13 protein-coding genes and 1 tRNA gene are annotated in these 20,972 nt (G+C 54.7%); 2 read left to right on the forward strand and 12 right to left on the reverse strand.

The features are described from left to right. Positions 1 to 48: 48 nt before the first annotated feature. Positions 49 to 125, forward strand: a tRNA-Met gene (locus J1C54_RS14900). Positions 126 to 171: 46 nt separating this feature from the next. On the opposite strand, the gene J1C54_RS14905 is transcribed toward J1C54_RS14900, so the two are convergent. The 12 genes from J1C54_RS14905 to J1C54_RS14960 form a co-directional block, all read right to left on the reverse strand. Then, entirely contained in the window at positions 172 to 1,497 is a 1,326-nt protein-coding gene (locus tag J1C54_RS14905; protein ID WP_229149454.1) for an McrC family protein, read from the reverse strand. Beyond that, a complete protein-coding gene (locus J1C54_RS14910; RefSeq protein WP_229149459.1) occupies positions 1,494 to 4,133 on the reverse strand; it encodes an AAA family ATPase in 2,640 nt (879 codons plus the stop codon). Before J1C54_RS14910 ends, J1C54_RS14905 begins: the two co-directional genes overlap by 4 nt. Before the next feature lie 37 nt (positions 4,134 to 4,170). Further along, positions 4,171 to 4,839: a hypothetical protein gene (locus J1C54_RS14915; protein ID WP_229149461.1), complete on the reverse strand. Its 669-nt coding sequence runs from the start codon at positions 4,837 to 4,839 to the stop codon at positions 4,171 to 4,173. A 22-nt stretch (positions 4,840 to 4,861) separates the two neighbouring features. Further along, positions 4,862 to 8,251 (reverse strand): DEAD/DEAH box helicase family protein, encoded by a 3,390-nt coding sequence (locus J1C54_RS14920; protein WP_229149462.1) that lies wholly within the window; start codon positions 8,249 to 8,251, stop codon positions 4,862 to 4,864. A gap of 6 nt (positions 8,252 to 8,257) precedes the next feature. Continuing rightward, positions 8,258 to 9,433 carry a restriction endonuclease subunit S gene (locus tag J1C54_RS14925; RefSeq protein ID WP_229149463.1) on the reverse strand — a complete coding sequence of 392 codons (1,176 nt, stop codon included), beginning with the start codon at positions 9,431 to 9,433 and terminating at the stop codon, positions 8,258 to 8,260. Further along, complete coding sequence (locus tag J1C54_RS14930) at positions 9,430 to 10,914, reverse strand: class I SAM-dependent DNA methyltransferase (RefSeq protein WP_229149464.1); 1,485 nt, start codon at positions 10,912 to 10,914, stop codon at positions 9,430 to 9,432. Before J1C54_RS14930 ends, J1C54_RS14925 begins: the two co-directional genes overlap by 4 nt. 47 nt (positions 10,915 to 10,961) lie before the next feature. Next, positions 10,962 to 13,955: a DEAD/DEAH box helicase gene (locus J1C54_RS14935; RefSeq protein ID WP_229149465.1), complete on the reverse strand. Its 2,994-nt coding sequence runs from the start codon at positions 13,953 to 13,955 to the stop codon at positions 10,962 to 10,964. Positions 13,956 to 13,987: 32 nt separating this feature from the next. Next, entirely contained in the window at positions 13,988 to 15,493 is a 1,506-nt protein-coding gene (locus J1C54_RS14940) for an EH signature domain-containing protein (RefSeq protein WP_229149466.1), read from the reverse strand. A 10-nt stretch (positions 15,494 to 15,503) separates the two neighbouring features. Next, positions 15,504 to 16,229 (reverse strand): OmpA family protein, encoded by a 726-nt coding sequence (locus J1C54_RS14945; protein WP_229149468.1) that lies wholly within the window; start codon positions 16,227 to 16,229, stop codon positions 15,504 to 15,506. Beyond that, positions 16,226 to 18,097 carry an anti-phage ZorAB system protein ZorA gene (zorA, locus tag J1C54_RS14950; RefSeq protein WP_229149475.1) on the reverse strand — a complete coding sequence of 624 codons (1,872 nt, stop codon included), beginning with the start codon at positions 18,095 to 18,097 and terminating at the stop codon, positions 16,226 to 16,228. The genes J1C54_RS14945 and zorA overlap by 4 nt, the downstream gene beginning before the upstream one ends. Before the next feature lie 162 nt (positions 18,098 to 18,259). After that, on the reverse strand, positions 18,260 to 19,060 hold the full coding sequence (locus J1C54_RS14955) for a hypothetical protein (protein WP_229149477.1): 801 nt from the start codon (positions 19,058 to 19,060) through the stop codon (positions 18,260 to 18,262). Positions 19,061 to 19,379: 319 nt separating this feature from the next. Then, positions 19,380 to 19,760: a hypothetical protein gene (locus tag J1C54_RS14960; RefSeq protein WP_229149479.1), complete on the reverse strand. Its 381-nt coding sequence runs from the start codon at positions 19,758 to 19,760 to the stop codon at positions 19,380 to 19,382. 127 nt (positions 19,761 to 19,887) lie between these two features. Between J1C54_RS14960 and J1C54_RS14965 the strand changes: the two genes are divergently transcribed. Further along, entirely contained in the window at positions 19,888 to 20,772 is an 885-nt protein-coding gene (locus tag J1C54_RS14965) for a YafY family protein (RefSeq protein ID WP_229149481.1), read from the forward strand. Positions 20,773 to 20,972: the final 200 nt, after the last annotated feature.

The raw sequence follows: 20,972 nt of genomic DNA on the forward strand, positions 1-20,972 counted from the left end.
GAAAATGCGCGACCTCACAGGGCCCGCCCTGTGAGGCATATCAGAAAAGGCTACGTAGCTCAGTTGGTTAGAGCACAGCACTCATAATGCTGGGGTCGGTGGTTCAAATCCACCCGTAGCCACCATCACCATGTTCACCCAGCATCGCCAACCCCCACCAAATTTTATAAATCAATCAGTTAAATCGTTCAGCGCGCCACTGGGCGCATCCTGCTTGAACAAGTGCTGAACTTCGGTATTGGACTGCCAAGCTCGCTCAGGCCCCCGATGCTCTCCGTCCAATGAAAGCATGAGCCGATCCTCTCGCTTCAAATCCACCCCGATTACCGTAATCCTGACCCCGGTTGGCTGTAACCGAAACTGATTCAGAGTTTGCAAGCCGCCAGCACCTGAGACGATCGGGTAGATCAGAGCAACCTCATCACAGTTGTAACGGGCGGCATATGCCGCCATCTGGTGCATATCAGCGCGGCTAACGCCCGACTGTCGACGCTCCATATCAAGGAGCTTCCACTTGGTATCGGCGACAAAAACCGGATTCCCGGCGTTGAGAACGACAATATCGGGCTTAAGCGCGAAGACTGGACGGTCCCGACTATCCACAGCCAAGTGCCTTATCGGACGCTGGGTAGTGATTTGATAGCCTTTCATCGAACGCCGTAGTTGTGCGGCAACATACTTCTCGAACAGAACATTCATATCGAAGAGCAACGCCAATGCAGGCAAATCCCCGCTCAGCACATCTGGGTAGAGACAACGCAAGAATAAAGCTGCCTGGCTGAAAATGGGCTGCCACCGTTCTTCCATCCGCCGGAAAGGCAGTCGTTCAATCTGTTCGGCGGTGGGCTGAACCTCACTGACCATCCCGAAGTGCGAAATGACCTCCTCAAGATCGTGGCGAAGTCTTGGATGGTGGGTATGGGCTCGGAGCATCCGAAGAACGGCGACCAGGCTCTGGTTGTACTGATTGTCATGCTCCAACTCCTCATACCGGCAAGCGATGACATGAGGCCTCAGCAGGTTATCCCTGAGCTGGCGCGGCATATCGATCCGGCCGCGCACGTAAGCCAGAGACTCATGATGCTCGACGTACCGCCGAATCATTCCCTGCCTCAGTTGGGCCTGTACCTGACCGCGAAAATGGTCGATGAACCAATCAAGAAGATGGGCGTTCTGCAAGCCCAGAGAAGCACTACCTACAGCGTGGGCGCGAAACAAGCCTGCTGCCTGAAGCATGCGCACCAACATATTGCGTGAGCGCACCACATCTTCATGGTCTCTGGACAGCTTGGGCAGCACCTCGAGTGTCAGCGCGCCCAGCTGGACGACACCGCAATACTGAGCGAACTTTACCTCACGACGCCGCCATTCAATGGCGCCCGCAGGCAATGAAGGCTGCAACTGCTCAAGCGCCTCGGCCTGAGGCTCCGACAGTGACCCTGGCCGACTACCGCCAATCGGCCGCCACTGATGTTCGATAACAGTCAGTACAGTCATGAGTCAGGTTGATAGATCTTTCGAATTGCGTCCGCTGAGATATTACGCTCGTCAGACACCTTGTATCGATCAAGGTCAGGCAGGTCATCTTCCGTTTCCCCGAACAGGCTGAACGCTCCCAAGGACTCCGTGCGTATAATCTTGAGATCCTCAGACGCTCGATGATCGCCCAGCACCATCTGTATACGACTCCAGTCGTTGTAAAAGTACTCCTGCAGAAGGGGAATAATCTCCCGAACCAACACTCTCCTCAGATCATCAATTCCCTTCACTTTCATAAAGAAAGCATGCCCGATGGTCTGATCGCGGTGAACCAGGTATTCGACCCGCTTGTTGATCACAGACAGCAGCTCACGAAGGTCAATCTTGCCCCCTTCACCGTCGGGAATCAGCCCGTCTCCATTCTCACCGCCGATCTTATCCTTGCTTGGCAACACTTCACGAAACTCAAATCGCCGTCTCAAAGCAGCATCCAGTGGTGCAATGGACCGATCAGCCGTATTCATTGCACCGTAGATATCGAGATTGGCGGGCACACCGCATCGTTCACCTGAGTACGGCAGCGTCACCTCGATTCCGCCCAGCTGAGGCTGAAATGCACCATCAGCCCCATAGTTCGTCCGTTTATCCGGCTCAATCAGGGTAATGAGTTCACCCAGAATACGGGCCACATTGCCCCGATTGATCTCATCAATGAACAACGCGTAACGGTTCTCGGGATCGGCTTTTGCCCGGGCACAGAGACGCTTGAAAAGGCCATCCTTAACTTCGTAGAGAACGCCATTACCCTTTTCATTTGGCACTGGACGAATACCCTCGACGAAATCCTCATAACTGTAGGATTGATGAAACGTCACCATCTCATAGCGACGAAGCACCTCTTGCTTGCCGCCCGGACCAGCCTTTATGCGCTCATGACGATGTTTCCATTCCGCACAACTTTCTTCCCAGTCACCCACCAGACGCCATTTCCCGTTCGCGTCCTTGTCAAATACAAAGGGAGACCGACGTGTATCCAGGCTTGTTTGAACCGTGCTGGAGTCTGGATCAGTATGACTCTGCAGCGCGCCCCAGCAGGTAGCGCGCAGATTATCCTCCGATCTACCCAGTAGCCGAGCCTTTGCCCTGTAGTAGGGATGGCTGATAACTTCAGTAACATCAGCGCGAAGCCCCTTATCAATAAGCACCATCAGGATCACCTGCCACCAGGCGGCATCCTCCAGATTCTTGGCGACCCATTGCTCTTCATTGAGCCGGCTTACTGACTCCTCGTAACGGCTGGTCAGGCGCTTCATCTCGAATGTCTTTCCAGTGCCTGGCGGGCCGTAATAGATGACATTGCGCGCAGGCGACAACATCACAGCAGGGACTTCGCTTACATCTGATGGCTGCTTGATCGGCGACAATCCGGACCAAAGCTTGGCCAGCGCCTTGGCTGATTGCGGCGCGATCTGAATACCTGATTGCTGAGGGTTCCAGACCTGGCTGTCCCCATCAATGTCCTCCAGCTGCCTGAGCGTGACATAGCTATCTATGACCGGGTCACGCAGAGACTGCAGCTGGATGTCGACGTACTGGAGCGTCTTCCCTTGATCGGCCTTTTTCTCATCCCAATGGGGGCCGTCATAGGGAGCAGAGATGATATTGCCCGTACCGATGATGCCTTTAGGTGGAACCCCTGTGCGCAGCAAATAAGCGGTGTCACCAACAGCGACACTGCTGTTGGCACATGACCAGCTGATCATCACATCTTTACCTTTGCGGAGCTTTTCGCGCTCAGCACCGATATCAGCCCATTCGAAGTTTTTTGGATTCCAGGAGAACAACCAGCTATTCCTCTCCCGCTTACCCCAAAGCTCATACAGGGGCTCTTCATAAAAATCGACAGGCTTGCCGTACTTCTGCTCTGCCTCCTTGCGCACCTGCCGAAAGAGTTTATCCTGCTCAAACGAGTTCAATGCCTTGATATCCTTAGCACTTCTACCCGTAAAGGCGACAAGCGCCTGCACCCGGTCGTATCCGCCGAAGAAGCGCTCAAACCCATCTGGAAACAGCATGTGGAGGACCATATGCCGAAACTGACGCTGCTCATTCTCGGGCACCTTCTCGAGAAATTGCGCCAACGCATCACCGTCCGAGAGCAGCTCGGTTCGCTCAGCCGGCGACAGGCTCAGAATTGATTGAAAGACATATAACGCATAGGTCATCTCACGGAAACGGTGGTTGTTATACCCTGTGCCAGCACTACCGACGCCAGAGAGATAGTCCGCACTCAAATACTCCGAGTCCTCTGGAAACGGCTGACCACTAAGCTCCCACACTGCCCTGACATTGGTAATCTTGGTCTCGACATTAATGCTGCTCGGGCAAAGCAACATCACATAAAAAACCTCAGCCGCCAGGAGACATGCGTCTGACGAGGCTGTAGCCAATTGATCCCTGAATTTCTCGATAAATGTCCGTTCCCCTTCATCGGGATTGTTGACGAAACGGTCAATCACCTCGTTAATCAGGACCTCTGTCCAGACCGGGTGATCAGTAAGAATCCCCCTACCACCCAGAAGTGACTGCTCGCGCCAGAGCGCTGCCAATCGGAACAGAGGCTCATTATTCATGTGCGGGTTGTATCGACTCATTCCGTTATCCTTCTAGTTCTAGTCGATTTACTTGGATTCAATCTTTGCTCGGGACAGGAAAGGGAAACAGCTGATTAATCTCTTCAGCTACCGTATCTAGTGTCGCCAAGGCACCAGGCCAGGTAGCGCTTGAACCGTGCGCCAGGATATTTCTTATCTTTCGGCCAGCCTGGAGCTTACTCGGGGCCAAATTCATTTCATCCAGCTCGGCAATCACCTCCTGATGCGTCGGCTCCCTAACAACGCGGATGCCATACGCATCAGAGCCGGATTCCAGATCCCGGTAAAGGAGTTTCATCTGTGCCCGATGGAATGCCAGATCATAATGTGAGCGATAGCCCTGGTTGGTAATCCAGCCTTGGGCCAGTGCAAGACTCATGAATTCTTCCAAAGTTCGCGGTTTCCTGACCGGCAACTCATGCGCCATAAGGTCGTACTTGAGACGTAGCGCTTCTTCCAAGGCACCATAGGCGAGCAACTGGAACCCGTGGTGCGCGCGGTATGCAAAATACGTATACACGGCTGCAATTCGTGCATTCTCAAACATCTGCTTGACGTCTTTCGGCGCGGCAGGGCTGATTCGAGCACGATCGATAGCCTCGTACCACTGCTCCAGAGTGATGTGACGATGCCTCGGGTCCGGCTCAAATATTTCCGCGAGAGGCCTCAGTGGCTCATTGGCCTCGGAAAAGTCGATATCACTCACGGTATCGTTTTCATGCATTCCGCTACATGCCCTGACCAAATGCATCCACATTCTGGAAGAGCTCATCCAGAACGGTATCCTTGCCAATGAATATGGCTTCTGGTCCGCCGCTATGCAGCTTGGTAAACGGCGGTTCATACAGCGCCTTGGCATCCATCACGCCCCGTGCAGTCAGCTGCTCAATCACCATCTCGACAAAGCGGATCTGTGTGGCGGTCAAGCTCGTGTCTTGCAGAAACCGGGAGAAGGCTTGTTTGGCGGCGGCTTCGTCCATTCCCACCAGGGTTCGAACAAAATAGGGCAATGATGGCGCCCCTGAGCGCTCGAGCAGTCCGGACAACAGCGTCTTACCGTCATCGGCCCCCAAATCCACCAGCATGCGCTCCAGTTCATCGAGGTCCAGAGGCGTCAACGGCCGCCCCTTTCGCAACCGCTGGATAACGATGTTGTCCAGATGAGTGCGCAGAAACTCCTTTACCTTCTTCTCGAACTGCACGCTGGTCATCTTCGGCAGCGGCAACAGGTCGTCGTCGCGTACGCTGATAATCTCGTCCTTGAAATCGGTGTACACCACCTTGCGTTCTTTCTTGTCCAGGAACGGCGTCAAGCCACGCAGGCGCAGACGCATATCTTCCAGCGTCGGCACGTTCATGCCTTGCCAGAACTCCGGATTCTGAATGGCCTGCAGGTAGGCCAGTTGTTCGCGCACCGCCGGAATACCGGTCTTTTCCTCCAGCAGTGCGGCGATTTCCATAACCTTGGCGCGGTGACGCTCAAACGCAGCTGTATCGCCCTCCATCACGGCCAACTGCAAACGCAGCGCGGTCAGGTCGAACATACGCGAACGAATATCATCGTGCTCCAGCTCCGAAGGCAGGCCTGCCACCTCGGCGGCGAGCACCTGCTGGTCTTCGTCAGTCAGCTTTTCCCAAGCCTGCCCGTCCTTGAAGCGCTCTACCGCTTGCTGCTTCATGCGCACGATAAAGTTTTCGGTGTTCATGGCCTTTACTTCATCATGCAGCTCTTTGGTGATCTGTCCGCTGACAACGGCATCGGGATCCGCTTCCTGCGTTTGCTGCAAGTGACCCAGCAACTGCACCCTTGCCTGAAACAACCGAGTGCCCAATGACGGCGTCGCACCCGTCTCAATGCCATCCGGGTTCTCGCGGAAAAAATCGAAGTTGTAGCAGAAGTCGAATATGCGGAAATCGGCCTTGTCGTCACCCGGCCCATAGAGATCCGGGCACAGGCGGGTGCCGCGGCCGATCATCTGCCAGAACTTGATCTTGGAATACACGGGCTTGAAGAACACCAGGTTCACCACTTCGGGCACATCGATGCCGGTATCCAGCATATCCACAGAAATGGCGATATGCGGCGCCTTGTCCTTCTGGGAGAAATCGTCGATCAGGCTCTGGGCGTAGGTTCCCTTGTAGGAAATCACTCGGGCGAACTGGCCGGCATACTGCGGGTAGTGGTGATTAAAGCGCTTCTCGATAAATTCTGCGTGGTCCTGGTTGCGGGCAAAGATAATGGTCTTGCCCAGCCGGTCGCCGCCTTCCACCGTGTGGCCGTGCTCCATCAGGTGCTTGAGGCCCTTGTCCACCGTGTCCTTGTTGAACAGCCAGTTGTTCAGGGCGGTGGCGTTGACGCGCTCGGGGATCAGGTTGCCCTCCGGCACATTGTCGCCCCACTCCAGCCCTTCCCACTGGGCTTTCTCTTCCTCGGTGAGGCTATCGTAGTCGATGCCCTCGCGGGGAAAGCGCAGATCCACCTGCTGCACCCGTGGCGGCACCAGAAAGCCGTCACTGACGGCCTTCTCCAGCTCGTAGGCATCGGTGGGCACGCCCTGCTCCAGATCGAACAGGTCGTAGGTGTTCTTGTCTACCTGCTCGCGTGGCGTGGCAGTGAGACCGAACAGCATGGCATCGAAATACTGGAAGATGGCCTTGTAGCGCTGGTACACCGAGCGGTGCGCCTCATCGATGATAATCAAGTCGAAGTGCCCCACCCCGAAGCGCGCCTCGTCGGTGTCGCTGCCGCGGTTGGCATCAATCAGCCCCATCATGGTGGGGTAGGTGCACACATACACCCGCCCTTCCGTGTCTTTCTCGGTGACCAGATTCACCGGGCTGGATTCGGGCAGGTGTGCCTTGAAGGCATTGGCGGCCTGCTTCACCAGCGATACCCGGTCCGCCAGAAACAGCACCCGCTTCGCCCAGTTGGCCCGCTGCAGTACATCCACCAGGGCTATGGCGGTCCGCGTCTTGCCAGTGCCGGTGGCCATCACCAGCAGCGCCTTGCGCTGAGCATTCTTGAGCTGTTCGAAAATGCTGCCAATGGCGCGCTTCTGGTAATAGCGCTCGACAATATCGGTATTGATGGCGGCCACATCCAGCGGCTGGCGGCTGGCGCGGCGGCGGATCAGGCGGGTGAGTTCGTCTTTCTTGTAGAAGCCAGCCACCTGACGGGGCGGGTAGGCCTGGTCATCCCACAGCCAGGTGTCATAACCGTTGGTGTAGAAGATCAGGGGGCGCTGGCCGTGCATCTGCTCCAGGCAATCCGCATAGAGCTTGGCCTGCTGCTGGCCCTTAGTGGCATCCGCGGTGCTTTTTTTGGCTTCCACCACCGCCAGCGGCTTGCCGTCGTCATCCCAGAGCACATAGTCCGCATAGCCGATGCCCTTGTTGTTGGGCATGCCCGTGACTTCGTATTCCCGGTCGCGGGGCTGATCCAACGGCCAGCCGGCGCGATGCAATTCCAGATCGATCAAGTAGCGGCGGGTGTCTGCCTCGGTGTAATCGTGGCTGTCCGGCTCCTGCTCGCGGGCTTCGCGCAGCTGGGCCAGCTCCTGACGCAGGGTCTGCAGCTCCTGATCCAGTGCATCCCGTTCTTTCTGCTGCTTGAGCGCGGCTTCATGCTGGGCCGCGAGCTTTTCTTCCAGCGCCTTGAGTTCGGTGCGCGGCACCACTTGGGATTTATCAACCGGCTGCGGCACCCGATCATCACGCCAGGCAGCGCCATCGCGGGGGGCCTTGGGCGCATAGGTGCGCACCAGCCAGTAGCAGACATGGTGCAGCTCCTTCACCACTTGCATGGCATGCTGGGGGTCGATGGGGCGGGTCTGATGGACGGCGATATTGCCCACCTTCTGGATTACCCGCGCCTTCTGGAACACCGCCTCGGGGAGCAGGTTCATAAAGGTGGGTTCATGCAGCAGCGCGCCCAGCTTGTTGTCGTAGGGCATGCGCAGGCTGGCATCGTGGCGATAGAGCCAGTGCACCGCCGCCTCCAGCGCAAAACGGGCATGGAAACAGGCGGCGCGGGGATCACCGAGAATATGGCCTTCCGCCAGCGTGGCAGCCTGACTCAGTTCCTTGAAGTCGTTGGGCAGGAAGGCGAAATTAGTCATAGTCCGTTACAACTCCCCGGAGAAGGCTCTTTGTTGAAGAGAACAAAACAATTCTTCCAGTTCTCTCAGGCTAGCCTGGAGTTTCTTCTTCTGTTTCTCGATAGATTTGACGATGGAACCAAATTCTCTTTGATGATTAAGAGGTGGAATGGGTACAACGACATCGCCAATCTTACTTGGCGATGTATGCTTCACTTTTGTCCCTGTCGAGCTTCGCTGGAGCTCACCCCTTACCCATGGCGTATTGAACAGATGAAAAACAAAATCCTCCAAAACCATATCGCTCAGCTTCAACCTTCCAAGCCGTTGATTGTGAAGATACCTGTCACCTTTAGGCACAACCAAAGGGCTTCCTAGCAACCCAGGAGCCTGCTCTGTCATAGCCACCAGTATAACGCCCTCAGGCAAAATGAATTTTGATGGTGGCTCTGATGTATAAAACTTCGTCTTACTCCCTTGATCCCTGTAGCCTCCACTTTCAAAGAAGCTTCCTGGCGTCAAGACGATATACTTTCCACTTTCTGAAAAAAATTCACTTTTAAAGGCATAGCCGTGCTCAACTTGAACAACCTCTCCAAGGGCACTTTCCCCCCAGCTTTTAGGGTTTACTGCAGGATCACCAAAGAGATCGAGAAAGGTGGATTGCAGGAGTGCATCGAGTTGGGCGAGGGACTCGCGGCGCTTGGCCCGCAGCGCGTCCGCCGCATCCAGAATTTTCGCAATGCGTTTTTGTTCTTCCAGGGGAGGAACATCTACCATCAGATCTTTTATTACTGATGTTTTTATAGAAGGATACGCATCATTATCAATGAGCCTAGAGGGAGGGTTTGCCTGAAACCATCTCAGGACATACTCTGGCATAATCTTGTCATTAGGAATTACGGTTGCGAGATGACTAACAACATGGCAATCACTTTGTAATTTGTATACGCGACCAATCTTCGATGACATGCCGCTCTTGGCAAAAACCACTGTACCCTTTGGGTAGACCTTGAGACGGTATTTTTTTGCTGCCTCTGGAACAATTCTCTCAAGAGAGCTTTCAGGCCGACCGGCCACGAGCCCCTCAAGGCTTCCAGCCCGAATAAAGGGGAGTCCATGATCTCCAAATGCCGAAGGGTCTTGAGGAGCAGATTGGCCTGTGCTGACTTCAGAAACATCAGCCAGTCTCATTTGGCTCATTTTAGCAGCTCCTCGAGCTCTTTCCGGCCTTGAGAAATTTCCTCCTCCAGCCGTGCCAACCGCTCCAGAATCACCTGCGGCGGATCATACTCCACCGCCTCATACTCCACTTCCTTGTAGCGATTGATGGACAGGTCATAGTCGTTGCCGGCAATTTCCTCCGCCGGCACCAGGAAGCTTTGCTCAGTGCGCTTGCGCTCGCCTTCACTATCGCGGTTTTGCCAGCGGGCGAGCAGATCGGGCAGATCGGTCTTGTCCGGCTGCGGGGTGCGCTTGTCGTCCAGGGAGAAGCCGTCTGCCTGCATGTTGTAGAACCAGACGTTATCGGTACCACCGGAATTGGTTTTGGTAAACAGCAGGATGGCGGTGGAGACCCCGGCGTAGGGCTTGAACACGCCGGAGGGCATGGAGATCACCGCATCCAGCTTCTGCTCTTCCACCAGCATCTTGCGCAGGCTCTTGTGGGCGTTGGAGGAGCCGAACAGCACGCCGTCGGGCACGATCACCGCCGCGCGGCCACCGGTCTGCAGCAGGCGCAGGAACAGGGCCAGGAACAGCAGCTCGGTTTTCTTGGTCTTGACGGTTTGCAGCAGGTCCTTGGCGGTGGACTCGTAATCCAGGCTGCCGGCAAAGGGCGGGTTGGCGAGGATCAGGGAGTATTTCTCTTCATCCAGATCGTCCGCCTGGGCAAGGGAATCCTTGTAGTTGATGTCCGGGTTTTCCACGCCGTGGAGCAGCATGTTCATGCTGCCGATGCGCAGCATGGTGGTGTCGAAGTCGTAGCCGTGGAAGGTGGCTTCGTTGAAGCGGCGGCGGGCGTCTTCGTCCTTGTAGATGGCATCGCCGTGGTGCTGCTGAATGTATTCGGAAGCCGCCACCAGAAAACCGGCGGTGCCACAGGCCGGGTCGCAGATCACGTCCTTGGGGGTGGGTGCGGTCATGTCCACCATCAGCTTGATGATATGGCGCGGGGTGCGGAACTGGCCGTTCTGGCCGGCGCTGGCGATTTTGCCGAGCATGTATTCGTACAGGTCGCCCTTGGTGTCGGCATCACTCATGTCGATGCTGTCGAGCTGGTCCACCACGTTGGCCAGCAACTGCGGCTTCGGCATCATGAAAATGGCATCTTTCATATGGTGGGTGTATGTGCTACCGCCCTCGCCGTCTTCGTCGCCTTTCTGGCCAAGCGTCTTGATGAATGGGAAGACCTCGTCCTTGACGGTGTTGAACATGGTCGCCGGCGCGGCGTCCTTGAAGCGGGACCAGCGCAGGTGGTCTTGATCCTTAGCGAAGATGGGTTCCTCGATGGGCTGATTCAGGCGCTGGGCCTTGCGCTCCTTGAGGGTGTGCAGCTCGTCCAGGCGCTTGATGAACAGCAGGTAGGTGAGCTGCTCGATCACGGATAGGGGGTTGGCGATACCGCCCGCCCACATGGTGTCCCAGATTTTATCGACTTTGGATTTGAGTTCGCCGGTGATCATTGCTTGCGATTGTCCTTATTCATGCTTGTAAGCGCCTGTGCCGCGGGCTAGTCGCCCAGCACGGCGCCTGATATTTCTGCCTCAGAGACGCCCTCTGTAGTGACTACAGCGTCCTTGAGCATCAACTTGTTTTCCAGCAGCCGGTGCAAGTGGATATCAAATGAATCCCGCTGCGGGTGCAGTGCGGCGGGCAGGTAGATATTCACGGGCCGTTCCTGCCCGATACGGTAAACCCGGTCTGACGCTTGCGCCTCCTTGGCCGGGTTCCAATGGCGCTCCAGGTGGATGACGTTATTGGCCCCCACTACCGTCAGCCCCACGCCCGCCGCCACCGGGGACATTATCAGGATATTGAAGCCGCGGTGCGCCTCAAAAGTCTTGATCATGCCTTTTCGGGTCTCATCGTCGACCCCCTTGGCAACGGCCTTGGTGTCGCCGTTGATGATACCTACGTCCAGCCCATAAAGGCTGTCCAGCCATATCTTCAGCAACACCTGCAACTTCTTGGTGATCAGGAAGATGATGACCTTTTCCTTACGAGCCCGAATCTCATCGAGCGTCGCCAGCATCGCCTGAAGCTTGGCGGATTCCTGCATGACCTGCCGCGGATTGCTACCCGACAGACCGCGAATATCAGCCCCGGGAAGACGCGGATGCAGTGAAATGGCGCGGAGCCGGTGGAGACTGGCGATCGCCTGGTTCTGGCGGTCTTCCGCATGCTTGCTGGACTGGTAGTCCTGCAGCACCTGGTCGTAGGCTCTGAGCTGGCTGCCCGCCATCTGGGCTGACAGGGCCGGCAGCGGTTGCACACTCCCCCTGGCCTCCTGAATGGCCCCGGCATAGACGGTTTTCCGGGGCAGGCCACTGAGCTCCTCTTCTTTGGTGCGCCTCAGCATAAAGCAACCGACGGCTTCCCTGAGGTTCCTGCCGACATCGAGGCGCACCGCATCCCTGACCTCGGGCTCCGCCTTCAGGATGGGCTTGACGTACTGCTCCCTGAACACCGGCCAATCGCCCAACAGACCGGGCTGGGCGGTATCTACAATGCACCAGAAATCAAGCAGGCTGTTCTCGACAGGTGTTCCCGTGGCCAGAATTTTGAAATCAGACTTGAGCGCCTTGGCGGCGTTAGTCACCCCGGTGTTCGGGTTCTTGATGTTCTGCGCCTCGTCGAATATGACTGTGCCCCAGTCGATACGACAGAGCGAGAACTGATAGTCCCGAAGTGTCTGGTAGGTGGTCAGCACGAGCCTTGCGTCCATATCGAGACGATCCGGGCCTGCATCCGGGCCTACATGCAGGGCATAGCGCAAGTTATCGACGGTAAACTCATCGTCTGCTCTCAGCTGAACCGTTTCCCTGTCTACCCCCGCGACGCGGAACTTCGACAGGTCTCGTCCGCCCTGCAACACCACAATGTCCCGGAAGGGAGACTGTTTGAACGTTTCTCCCACCTCATCTTCCCAGTTCTCCAGAAGACTCAGCGGTGCAACCACGAGAACGGGTTTAACCTGTTTGCCGGCCTGCTTCTGTTTCGCCATCAGCTCGGCGACGGCCACCAGCGACATGTAGGTCTTCCCCAGCCCCATATCATCGGCCAGGACACAGCCCTGAAGCCGGTACATGTCATCTGGTTTGCCGTCCTGAGCTTGTTCGCCCAGTGCGACCAGCCAATCAATGCCTTTTTTCTGGTGAGGGAACGGCGAGCGTTTGCACTTTGACCAATCTGGCGCGGCACTCATGGCTGCACTATTCGCCATGGTGAGCAACTCCTGGCGCTGCTCCTCAGCCTGCTTGACCAGGACGGTGATGGATTCCTTCTTTGGCTTGGGATTGGGCTCGCCCTCAGGCTCTGGCTCGGAAACGGGCTCAGAAGGCTCCTTGAGCTTCTCTTCAGCGGACCTAAGGGCCGATTCCACCGCCGCTTTATCGGAAATGTCGATTTCCATGCCGTTGATGACAACAGAATCATCGCCGTTAGCCTGTGCGTCTTCTATCGCCTTTCTAACCCGCTGATAATCTTCCGGCGACTGCACCAGAGCGCCAATCGATGATGGCGGCCGAACCTCGATATTGCCGCCGAACCAATCCACATTCTGGGCATCGAGCTCGCCGACGGCCAAATGACGCATCTTGCCCACGCCGTCAACGCGGACGGAGAAACCGCAATCCAGATCAACGAGCGCCGCGTCGATAAACGCGGTCGGTGACTCCATGAATTGCCTGACCTTGTCTCGGGAGATACGACGGGAACGGAAGACTTCGCGGATACCGTCCATCTGCTTCTTATCAAGCAGGACGATACGGTCACCAATTCTGAGGACACCCTGGTCATCGTTCAGGTCAATCTGATGCCAGCGCTTGAGGAGTTCCGAATAGGACGAGCCGTCGCCAAGGTTCGGGGCGAGTTCGATACTGCCGTCAGGCAGCTTGACAATCGTAATACCAATGCGCTCAGCGTTCTTGACGTTGAGATTTTCAAAATGTGACAGATCAATATTCATACCGCTTCGTTTGGCGGCCTGGAGAGTTGCGACAAGCCGCAAATTGCTGCCTTCATCCCGCTCTTCAGGGGCGGAGTTCCTATGAATATCTATCGCCTCCAAAGCAAGAAGCTGCGAACTACTCAATGTGTATGTGTTTTGGCCCACCTCAATGAAGGGCCCGCGTCGACGAAAAGGATAGGATTGACCGGCTAGCACAACATCAGCACGCACAGTGAAAGATGGGTGTGTTGATTGCCCTGAGATGTGCAAGCTAAACAGGAGATCAGAACGGGAAGGCAGACCCAGAAGCTCGAGCACCTCCTCATCAAGGCCCGCAGCGGCTTGAGAGGAAACAACGAACCCATTTGGAAACTGATCCGCTTCACGAGACTCACGAAGCATTTGCAGCGCCACGTACTGAGCCTGTGCAATGGGATCGCCGCCACCCTTTTTAATGGCCTCAATCTTATCCTTTCTGGCGTAAAAGTTTACACCATCATCTTCAACATCGAACTCCAGAGGCTCTCCCTTGGGCTGACCTTGAAGGCCAAGCATCTGCAATATAGTGTCTCTGAAACTCACAATGATTACCTTCTATTATTATTGACGACGGGCATCCCAAAACGCTGCTTATACTCCCTCCAGTCATCATTTGTGAAAAGCATTTTCCAATCGAGGCTTATGCCCTGCGCGGCCAGGAAATTAATGACATCATTTCGCCATCGATGAGGGTAGTGCGGAAATTTATCGAAAGCGCGCTTACCCTGATTTTTTTTGTAAGCCGCAGGAAATACATGATTAAAATCTGATCGCGAGAAGACCTTGCGGCTGTAGTCTGTCAGTGCAGGATATGGACATGACATATACACCCATATGGAAAAGTCATGTGACCCCTCAATAATATGAAAATCGCCACAGTCCATGTATATGACAGCAGCGTCCCGCATATCGCCGAGGCGACCATAGGAAGACAGCATATCCGACCCAAGAATTCGCTTGATCGCGCGCTCCGCTTCGCGACCTAGCATCAAGAACGTACTCTTAATCAAACCGTGATCAAAAAGGCCTTCCAAAAACTTCTTGCGCGCGGGAAACATTCTCTTTAGAGGCACATTGTTTCGCTCGATGCCGTACTCCTCTACCGCCCGCAAGAATAGCCGCAGGTCTTCGCGTGACAGCCAGCCTCTTACCTTCTGCACAAGCTCCTGCCCAAGCGGCGCCCACCATTCGGTGAAATTTACCGAATTTGCACTTACTCTGGGATCTCCAGCTATCTCGAGGACAAAATTCTGCCAGGCCTTACCGGGATCACCCTTCACACGGCGAATGACGATTTCTAACGCCTTGTGGCCTACGCGTAGGCGCCCTTCAAATGGTGCTTTGCATACTCTCGGCTTAACCAGCTCAGCGAGCACCTCGTGCGACTCACCAACAGGTATCGACTCAAGCGTCTCCAAGTAATATATCGATCGACAGACATCTCCGAATCGCCCGCCCATCAGGCCGGATATGCCAAGACCCTCTGCGTAAGCATCTAAAGAAACACCCTGTTTCCTGCACTTTCTGACCAGACTTGTAGCGGACTGAGGGTCTAGCAACCAGTTTTGCGACACACAGACGCTGATAAAGTCGAGGCCGTGCGAACTACGGCTGCCAGCCAGATTAACCAGCTGCCTCTTTATGAGCTCCCCGATCACCCTTAACAGCTGGGACTCGCACTCATCCAACCCGTCAAAAACCCTGAAATACATCTGGATGAGCTGCGTCAGGGAAAATCGGGACAGGCGGCCACCTTGACCAGCCTGAAGTAACGCTAGATTTTCCTGAGACAGGAACGCCTCCCTATACGCCGAATCCGACAACCAAAGCGATGTAAGTGCTCGCGCGCCCGGCCTGGATTCGAAGACCTCATCAGGCAGCTCGCGTACGTCAACCCAGGCCTCATGGATCAAATCCAACATCCGCTGATATGCGCCCCCGGTGCCAACCGCACCAGATGAAGCCTCTACCTTTGATACGAGCGTCTGCCATGCATCTGTTGTCGAGGCCGGCCACTCCTTGGAGAATAAAGGCTCTGAACTTGGAAGTTTCACGGCAGCATCCCTACAACTCACCCAGGACAGTATTAACCTCGGTGATTGGACGGCGGATGGTTATGCGAACATCCACACGCCTATTCTGGCTGTGCATCTCTTCGGTTGTAGCGGCTGGCACCGCAGGCCGGCTGGGGCCGTACCCACTGACCGAGAAGAGCGCCTTGCCATCCACGTTCTTCACCTGCTGCAACCAGCCTCCTTCCGCTAGCTCGGTCCGCCATAGCTCCCAAAGACTGATCGCCCGAAAAGTAGATAGCCCCCAGTTCCCTTTCCCCGGACGCCCGTAATGTGGCCGGCTATCAGTGTGGCCTTCGATAAAGACCGTATCGAGAAACTCGATACGATTATCCTTTTTAATGGCATCCAAAAGCACTCTACCGATGGCGAGCCCAGTTTCCCGGTGTTTACTTGAAATATCATAGGCACCCGACTCAAAACCAAGCACCTTGTCCGGAATCCGGATAACGCTCAGGTCTTCAGAAACCTGTATTGAAATTCCCTGTGCATCGAGGTTCCTGATCACTTCTTCTACGATACTCTGCCGGACCTTTTGGGCCTCCTGCAATCGCCTAAACTCTTCACTTGCAAGCGTTTTTATCTCAACCAACTGCATCAAGAGCACCAGCGATGCCAGAATGAAGATCACAACGAGCGCTGCCATGATGTCCGAGAAAGAAACCCAGTACGGATTCTCTTCATCGACTTCGACTGGCGCTCGCCTAAGCATCTTCATCGCTTAGCCTCAATCTCATCAACAATGCCGCTGATCGTTTGAGCGATAGTCAGCATCTGGTCTGCATAGGTCCGAGACACTTCATCCCACTTGCCCATACGATCAGACACCTGACTGGAAACTCTTGCCTGATAATCCTCTAGCCACTGTGCCGCTTGACTCTCAATACTCTGAACCTGCTCCTTCAGTGATGCACCCAAGCGGCTAAATTCCGCTTTAACTCCATCGAGGAACTGCTCCTGAGCAGCCTCCATCTTCGAAAACCCATCTCTCGCACCTCGGGCAGACTCCTCAAGACTACCGGTCAGCTCACCTATACCCGCATGAATAGTTTCCAGGAGTTGAATCTGCGCTGATATCTGGCCCGCAACATCAGCCGATCCGTTAGCCAGACGATCTGCGCCATGCACAGCATCTCGAATCGACGTCGCAAGCGCATCAGACGCAGATCGTGCCTGCCTCCCAAGCTCGCCTAGATCATGTGCCGCAAGCTTCATGTTGTCTGATGAAAGACTCATATACTCGGCCACCTCACTCAGCTTCCCTGAGATCGGCGCCAGGCTCTCCACAAGCTGGTCGTTTGCCTTGATATTGTTTTCTGTCGCTCGCCCTATTTGATCCAACAGCTCTGACTGCCTGCCGCCCATATTCTCGAGCAGTTCAGACAGGCGACCATGCCGTTTTGAATCTTCTTCCGAAGCTCTTTGTGATTGCTCGGAAAATAAGCGATCTAGTCCTGACATAATCTGAGAGAAGTTATCTTTAAGTTTCTCTTCTCGCTCGGCTGCCGCATCACTCATTCTCTTCACCTGGGTCTCGGTGTTTGCCAGCCCAGACTCCAGGGATTCAAAAACACGATCCAGTTGTGCCTGCATACCCGAAACCGCTGATGTGACATTGTCCGCCACACGGTCCAACGCTGCCCCCTGCGCCCTTCCAGCCTCCCCGAACTTTTCCAAAAATTGGCCAACGAGTTGCTCCAATGCAACTGTTGACTGATCCGATGCATTTCTGACCAATGAATCAATGGCTGGTGCCATCACCTTATTTAGCGCTTCGGTGACAGCTTCCTGCATTGACTGGCTGATGCCCTCAATGGACTCCTGAAGGCGCTCACCAATTTTTTCATGGAGCTCCATCAGGGCCGATGCAGCATTCTGGCTGGCTGCCGATATCTCCACGAGAGATTGCTCACCAGGGATTCGCGGGTATAGAAAATCGATTTTCTGCTGCAAATTCAGGACGACCCGCCTCACCCGGCGCTCAAGCGTTTTCTCTATGGAATTGATAATGAGGGAGAGCAAGACTCCCACAATAGACGTATTAAAGGCAGTTGCAGCCCCGGAAATCATGGTGGCCATGTCTTTCTTTAGCGCACTTGTCGGTCCATTCAGATCCAAACCTGAAAGCCCCAAACTCAGGCCAACGAACGTACCAAGAACACCTATTGCAACAAGAAAGCTTGGCGCCGCAGCGAGAAGACGACTTTCTGTCAAACCCGTTGCTAACGTCTTTTCATTGAAGAAATGCTCCGCATCCAGCGTATTTGATAGCTTCTGCCGATCAGACGAGAAAACCAGGCTCTCATCAAACTCCCGCCAGAGCTTTCCAACTTCGAGTATTGGCTGCTCCAAAGCATTGTCTAATATCTGCTTTCTATTTAGAGCTAGCTCTTCCCTGTCTTGACGATCAATCAGCTGATTCAGCGCAGTAATTCTGCTTTTAAATCTAGAATGGTGATACAAGAGGAAAATCAGGGTCATTACAGCAATAGCGGCCATAACCCATACAAAAATAGTAGTTAGCTGATTCATTGAAAGGAGTAACGAGAGAAGGTCACTCACTTTAATATTTTGTGCCTCTAGCATTTCTTCCCCTTAATGACCAAACAATCCAACCACATATATTTACTTGCTATTTCTATCTCTCGCGTGACTTAAATCTGGCATGCCACCGATATTCCATCGCCACACACTCGATAACATACGAAAGGTACTCAAGCATCCGTAGGACAGGAATCATGTTTCCCTCTACCCGACCAGCCCTTCAAACCGTCTCATATTGATGTCGAAATCAACACCGGTCCATGTAGCCATGGCCCTGGTGGCTCTGGCGCCGCCACCCCAACCTGTATAAACAGCTATCTCTTCAAGCAAATCGAGCAGTGCCACCCTATCACCAGGCTCAAGTGAATCAGGCAGAACATAAGCAGCAAGTTGTCCACCGTTATTCTCATCATAACGGCTCGCAGTAAGTGACTGCTCAACGGCGAGCAGCTCGTCGATGCTACTCATCACCTTGCGTCGCGGCAAAGCTTCTTCTCGAAGATAAGCCCTAAGCTCCGGAAGCTGAACCAGCAGTCTTCTACCGGCACGCAAGGCCTCACGAATAGCCTGCGGCTGCCTCAAGGTGCGTATGCGGATAATTTCCTGATCATCCTGGCAACCAAATCGGCCTTCTGCAGGCCCGCCAATCCATTTGACGCTCGGGTGCTCCATTGGACAGTAGATGCACGCATCTCTGTCATGCTCCATCAGCACCCGTACCTGTGCCTCGGTATATTCGGAAATATTGATCACTGCCTTATCACAACTGCAACACCATCTTCTTGCCTCAAAAGGAGCATCATTCTCCTGTATGATTTTTCTGACGACATCCGGGCCATAGCTGTAAAAGCCACTCTCGATAGCTGGCGCGAGAAAACCCGCATCTGTCCTGACGGGCCAGAGCGGGGCTAAAGAATCCCATGTTTTTGAGAGCGGGCAGCTTAGCTTTTTTAGAACCGTGCCATCGTCCGCGTACAGGGTATTTTCTTCGATGACATATTTCATATGGTGATTCCTGGTCTCGTAACCGTGTCGGTGATCCTCAAGACCACTGCCCCCTTATGAGATTTTTTGAAATGACTTTCGCCAGAGCAAAGCACGCATGAGCTTTCTGGAACGAGAACTTTTGGACAAAACCGGAGAACTGGCGACCAATCTGCCAGTCAGTGGTGTGCGGAAAGCGAGGCATTAGCTTCTCTCCTTGTTATGCCCGGTGGCGGCGCTCCATGCCGGGCCCTTGGCTACTTCGGTAAAATGGCAGCAACCAATCATTCTAATAATTTTCCCGTATGCTACTGATTCCACAGCACCAGCGGTACTCCCATCAGGACACATCTGACTCATCCCGGCCAAATAGTGGATAGAGCTGCTCCGAATAGGGAGACTTCATCCTCAGCATGTAAGCCACCTGATTCGCCAACCGGCGACGTAAGCGGCACATCTTGCGAGAGCACTGCACCAGATCTCTGCCATTGAGGGGCGCCACGGCCTCATCCAGCATGGTTTCGATCTGTTCAACGCAGCTCCGGGGCAGACAGTGCTTTTCCAGGCAGTTGTAGGCATCCTTCATACCGCGAGCAGCTTCAGCGCGACAGTCTTCGGCCAGGCACTCAATGACATAAGAGACCTCGTTCTGGATCTGCAGAAGATTGTCTATCTGTGGCCACGCCTGCCCACCCTCCTCCTGATCCTTAACGTCCGTCATACACACCTCCCCTGTTCAGCATCCGAACTGCAGCTTTACTGGTATCGAGTATATGTATTTAATTACGACATGACTTTACTGAATACATGAACACGTCGCCTTTTCAAGCAGGTCACAGGACAAACCCATGGCATCACTGAACACCTCCGCCCAAGGCTGGCCAACCCGCTGGGATCTGCTACTGCGCTACCGCCTGATCGAAGTCATCAGCCTATGGGAGGGCCGACTGACCACCAACCATCTGATGCGCGCTTTTGGTATTGGCCGCCAGCAGGCATCCAAGGACATCAACACCTACTTGTCAGAGCACGGTCCGGGCAATCTGGAATACGACCGCCACCTTAAGGGATACCGCCCGACCACCAGCTTCAGCCCGGTATTTACCCGGGGGCTGGCAGATGAGTATTTGCACATGATGCACGCCAGGGAGGATCTAGCTTGCTCGTTCGAGGGCCTGACGGTACGCGAGCTAAATACAGAAGTGCTGCTACCCCCGGCCCGCGACCTGCAGCCTGAGATCCTGCGCCCCATCCTGCAGGCCTGTCGGGAAGGCAAGCGAGTGGAGATCCAGTACGCCTCCCTGACCAACCCCGAACCTGAGTATCGGCTGATCCAACCGCACACTGTGGTGCACTCTGGATACCGCTGGCATGTACGGGCCTGGTGCGAGAAGAGTGGTGAGTTCCGGGATTTCGTGCTGAGCCGGATCAGCGATACTCCGGGTATAACCCTGCCAGCGACTCACGGATTAGAACTGGACGATGCTTGGAACACTCGGGTAACGGTGACGCTTGTGCCCGACCCTCGATTGACGGTGGCCCAGCAGGCGGTAATTGCGAGAGATTACGGGATGCGGGATGGCCGGCTGGAGATTGCGACGCGGGGTGCGCTGGTGAGTTATGTGTTGCAGCAGTTACGGGTGGATTCCGAGCCGGAGAGCCGATCGCCGGAGGCACAGCAGGTGATTATTGGGAATAGATCAGAAGTTGTTCCTTGGCTATTTCAATCGTAAATCGAACAAGTACAAAAATATGGCAGCAAGGCCGGCATCAGAAAAGGGGCCACCAAAAGGCAGCCCCTTTTTCTTTACCAACTTACTGCTTGATCAGCATCACAATGTTAGTGAAGTCATAGATCGGCTCACCCTCATCGGTGACCGTATCTTTATCACTGAACACCAGCATGTTCGGGCCAGCCTTGTTCAGCACCACC

Source organism: Alcanivorax sp. 1008, assembly GCF_020667895.1.
In the GTDB taxonomy this organism is placed as follows: domain Bacteria; phylum Pseudomonadota; class Gammaproteobacteria; order Pseudomonadales; family Alcanivoracaceae; genus PGZG01.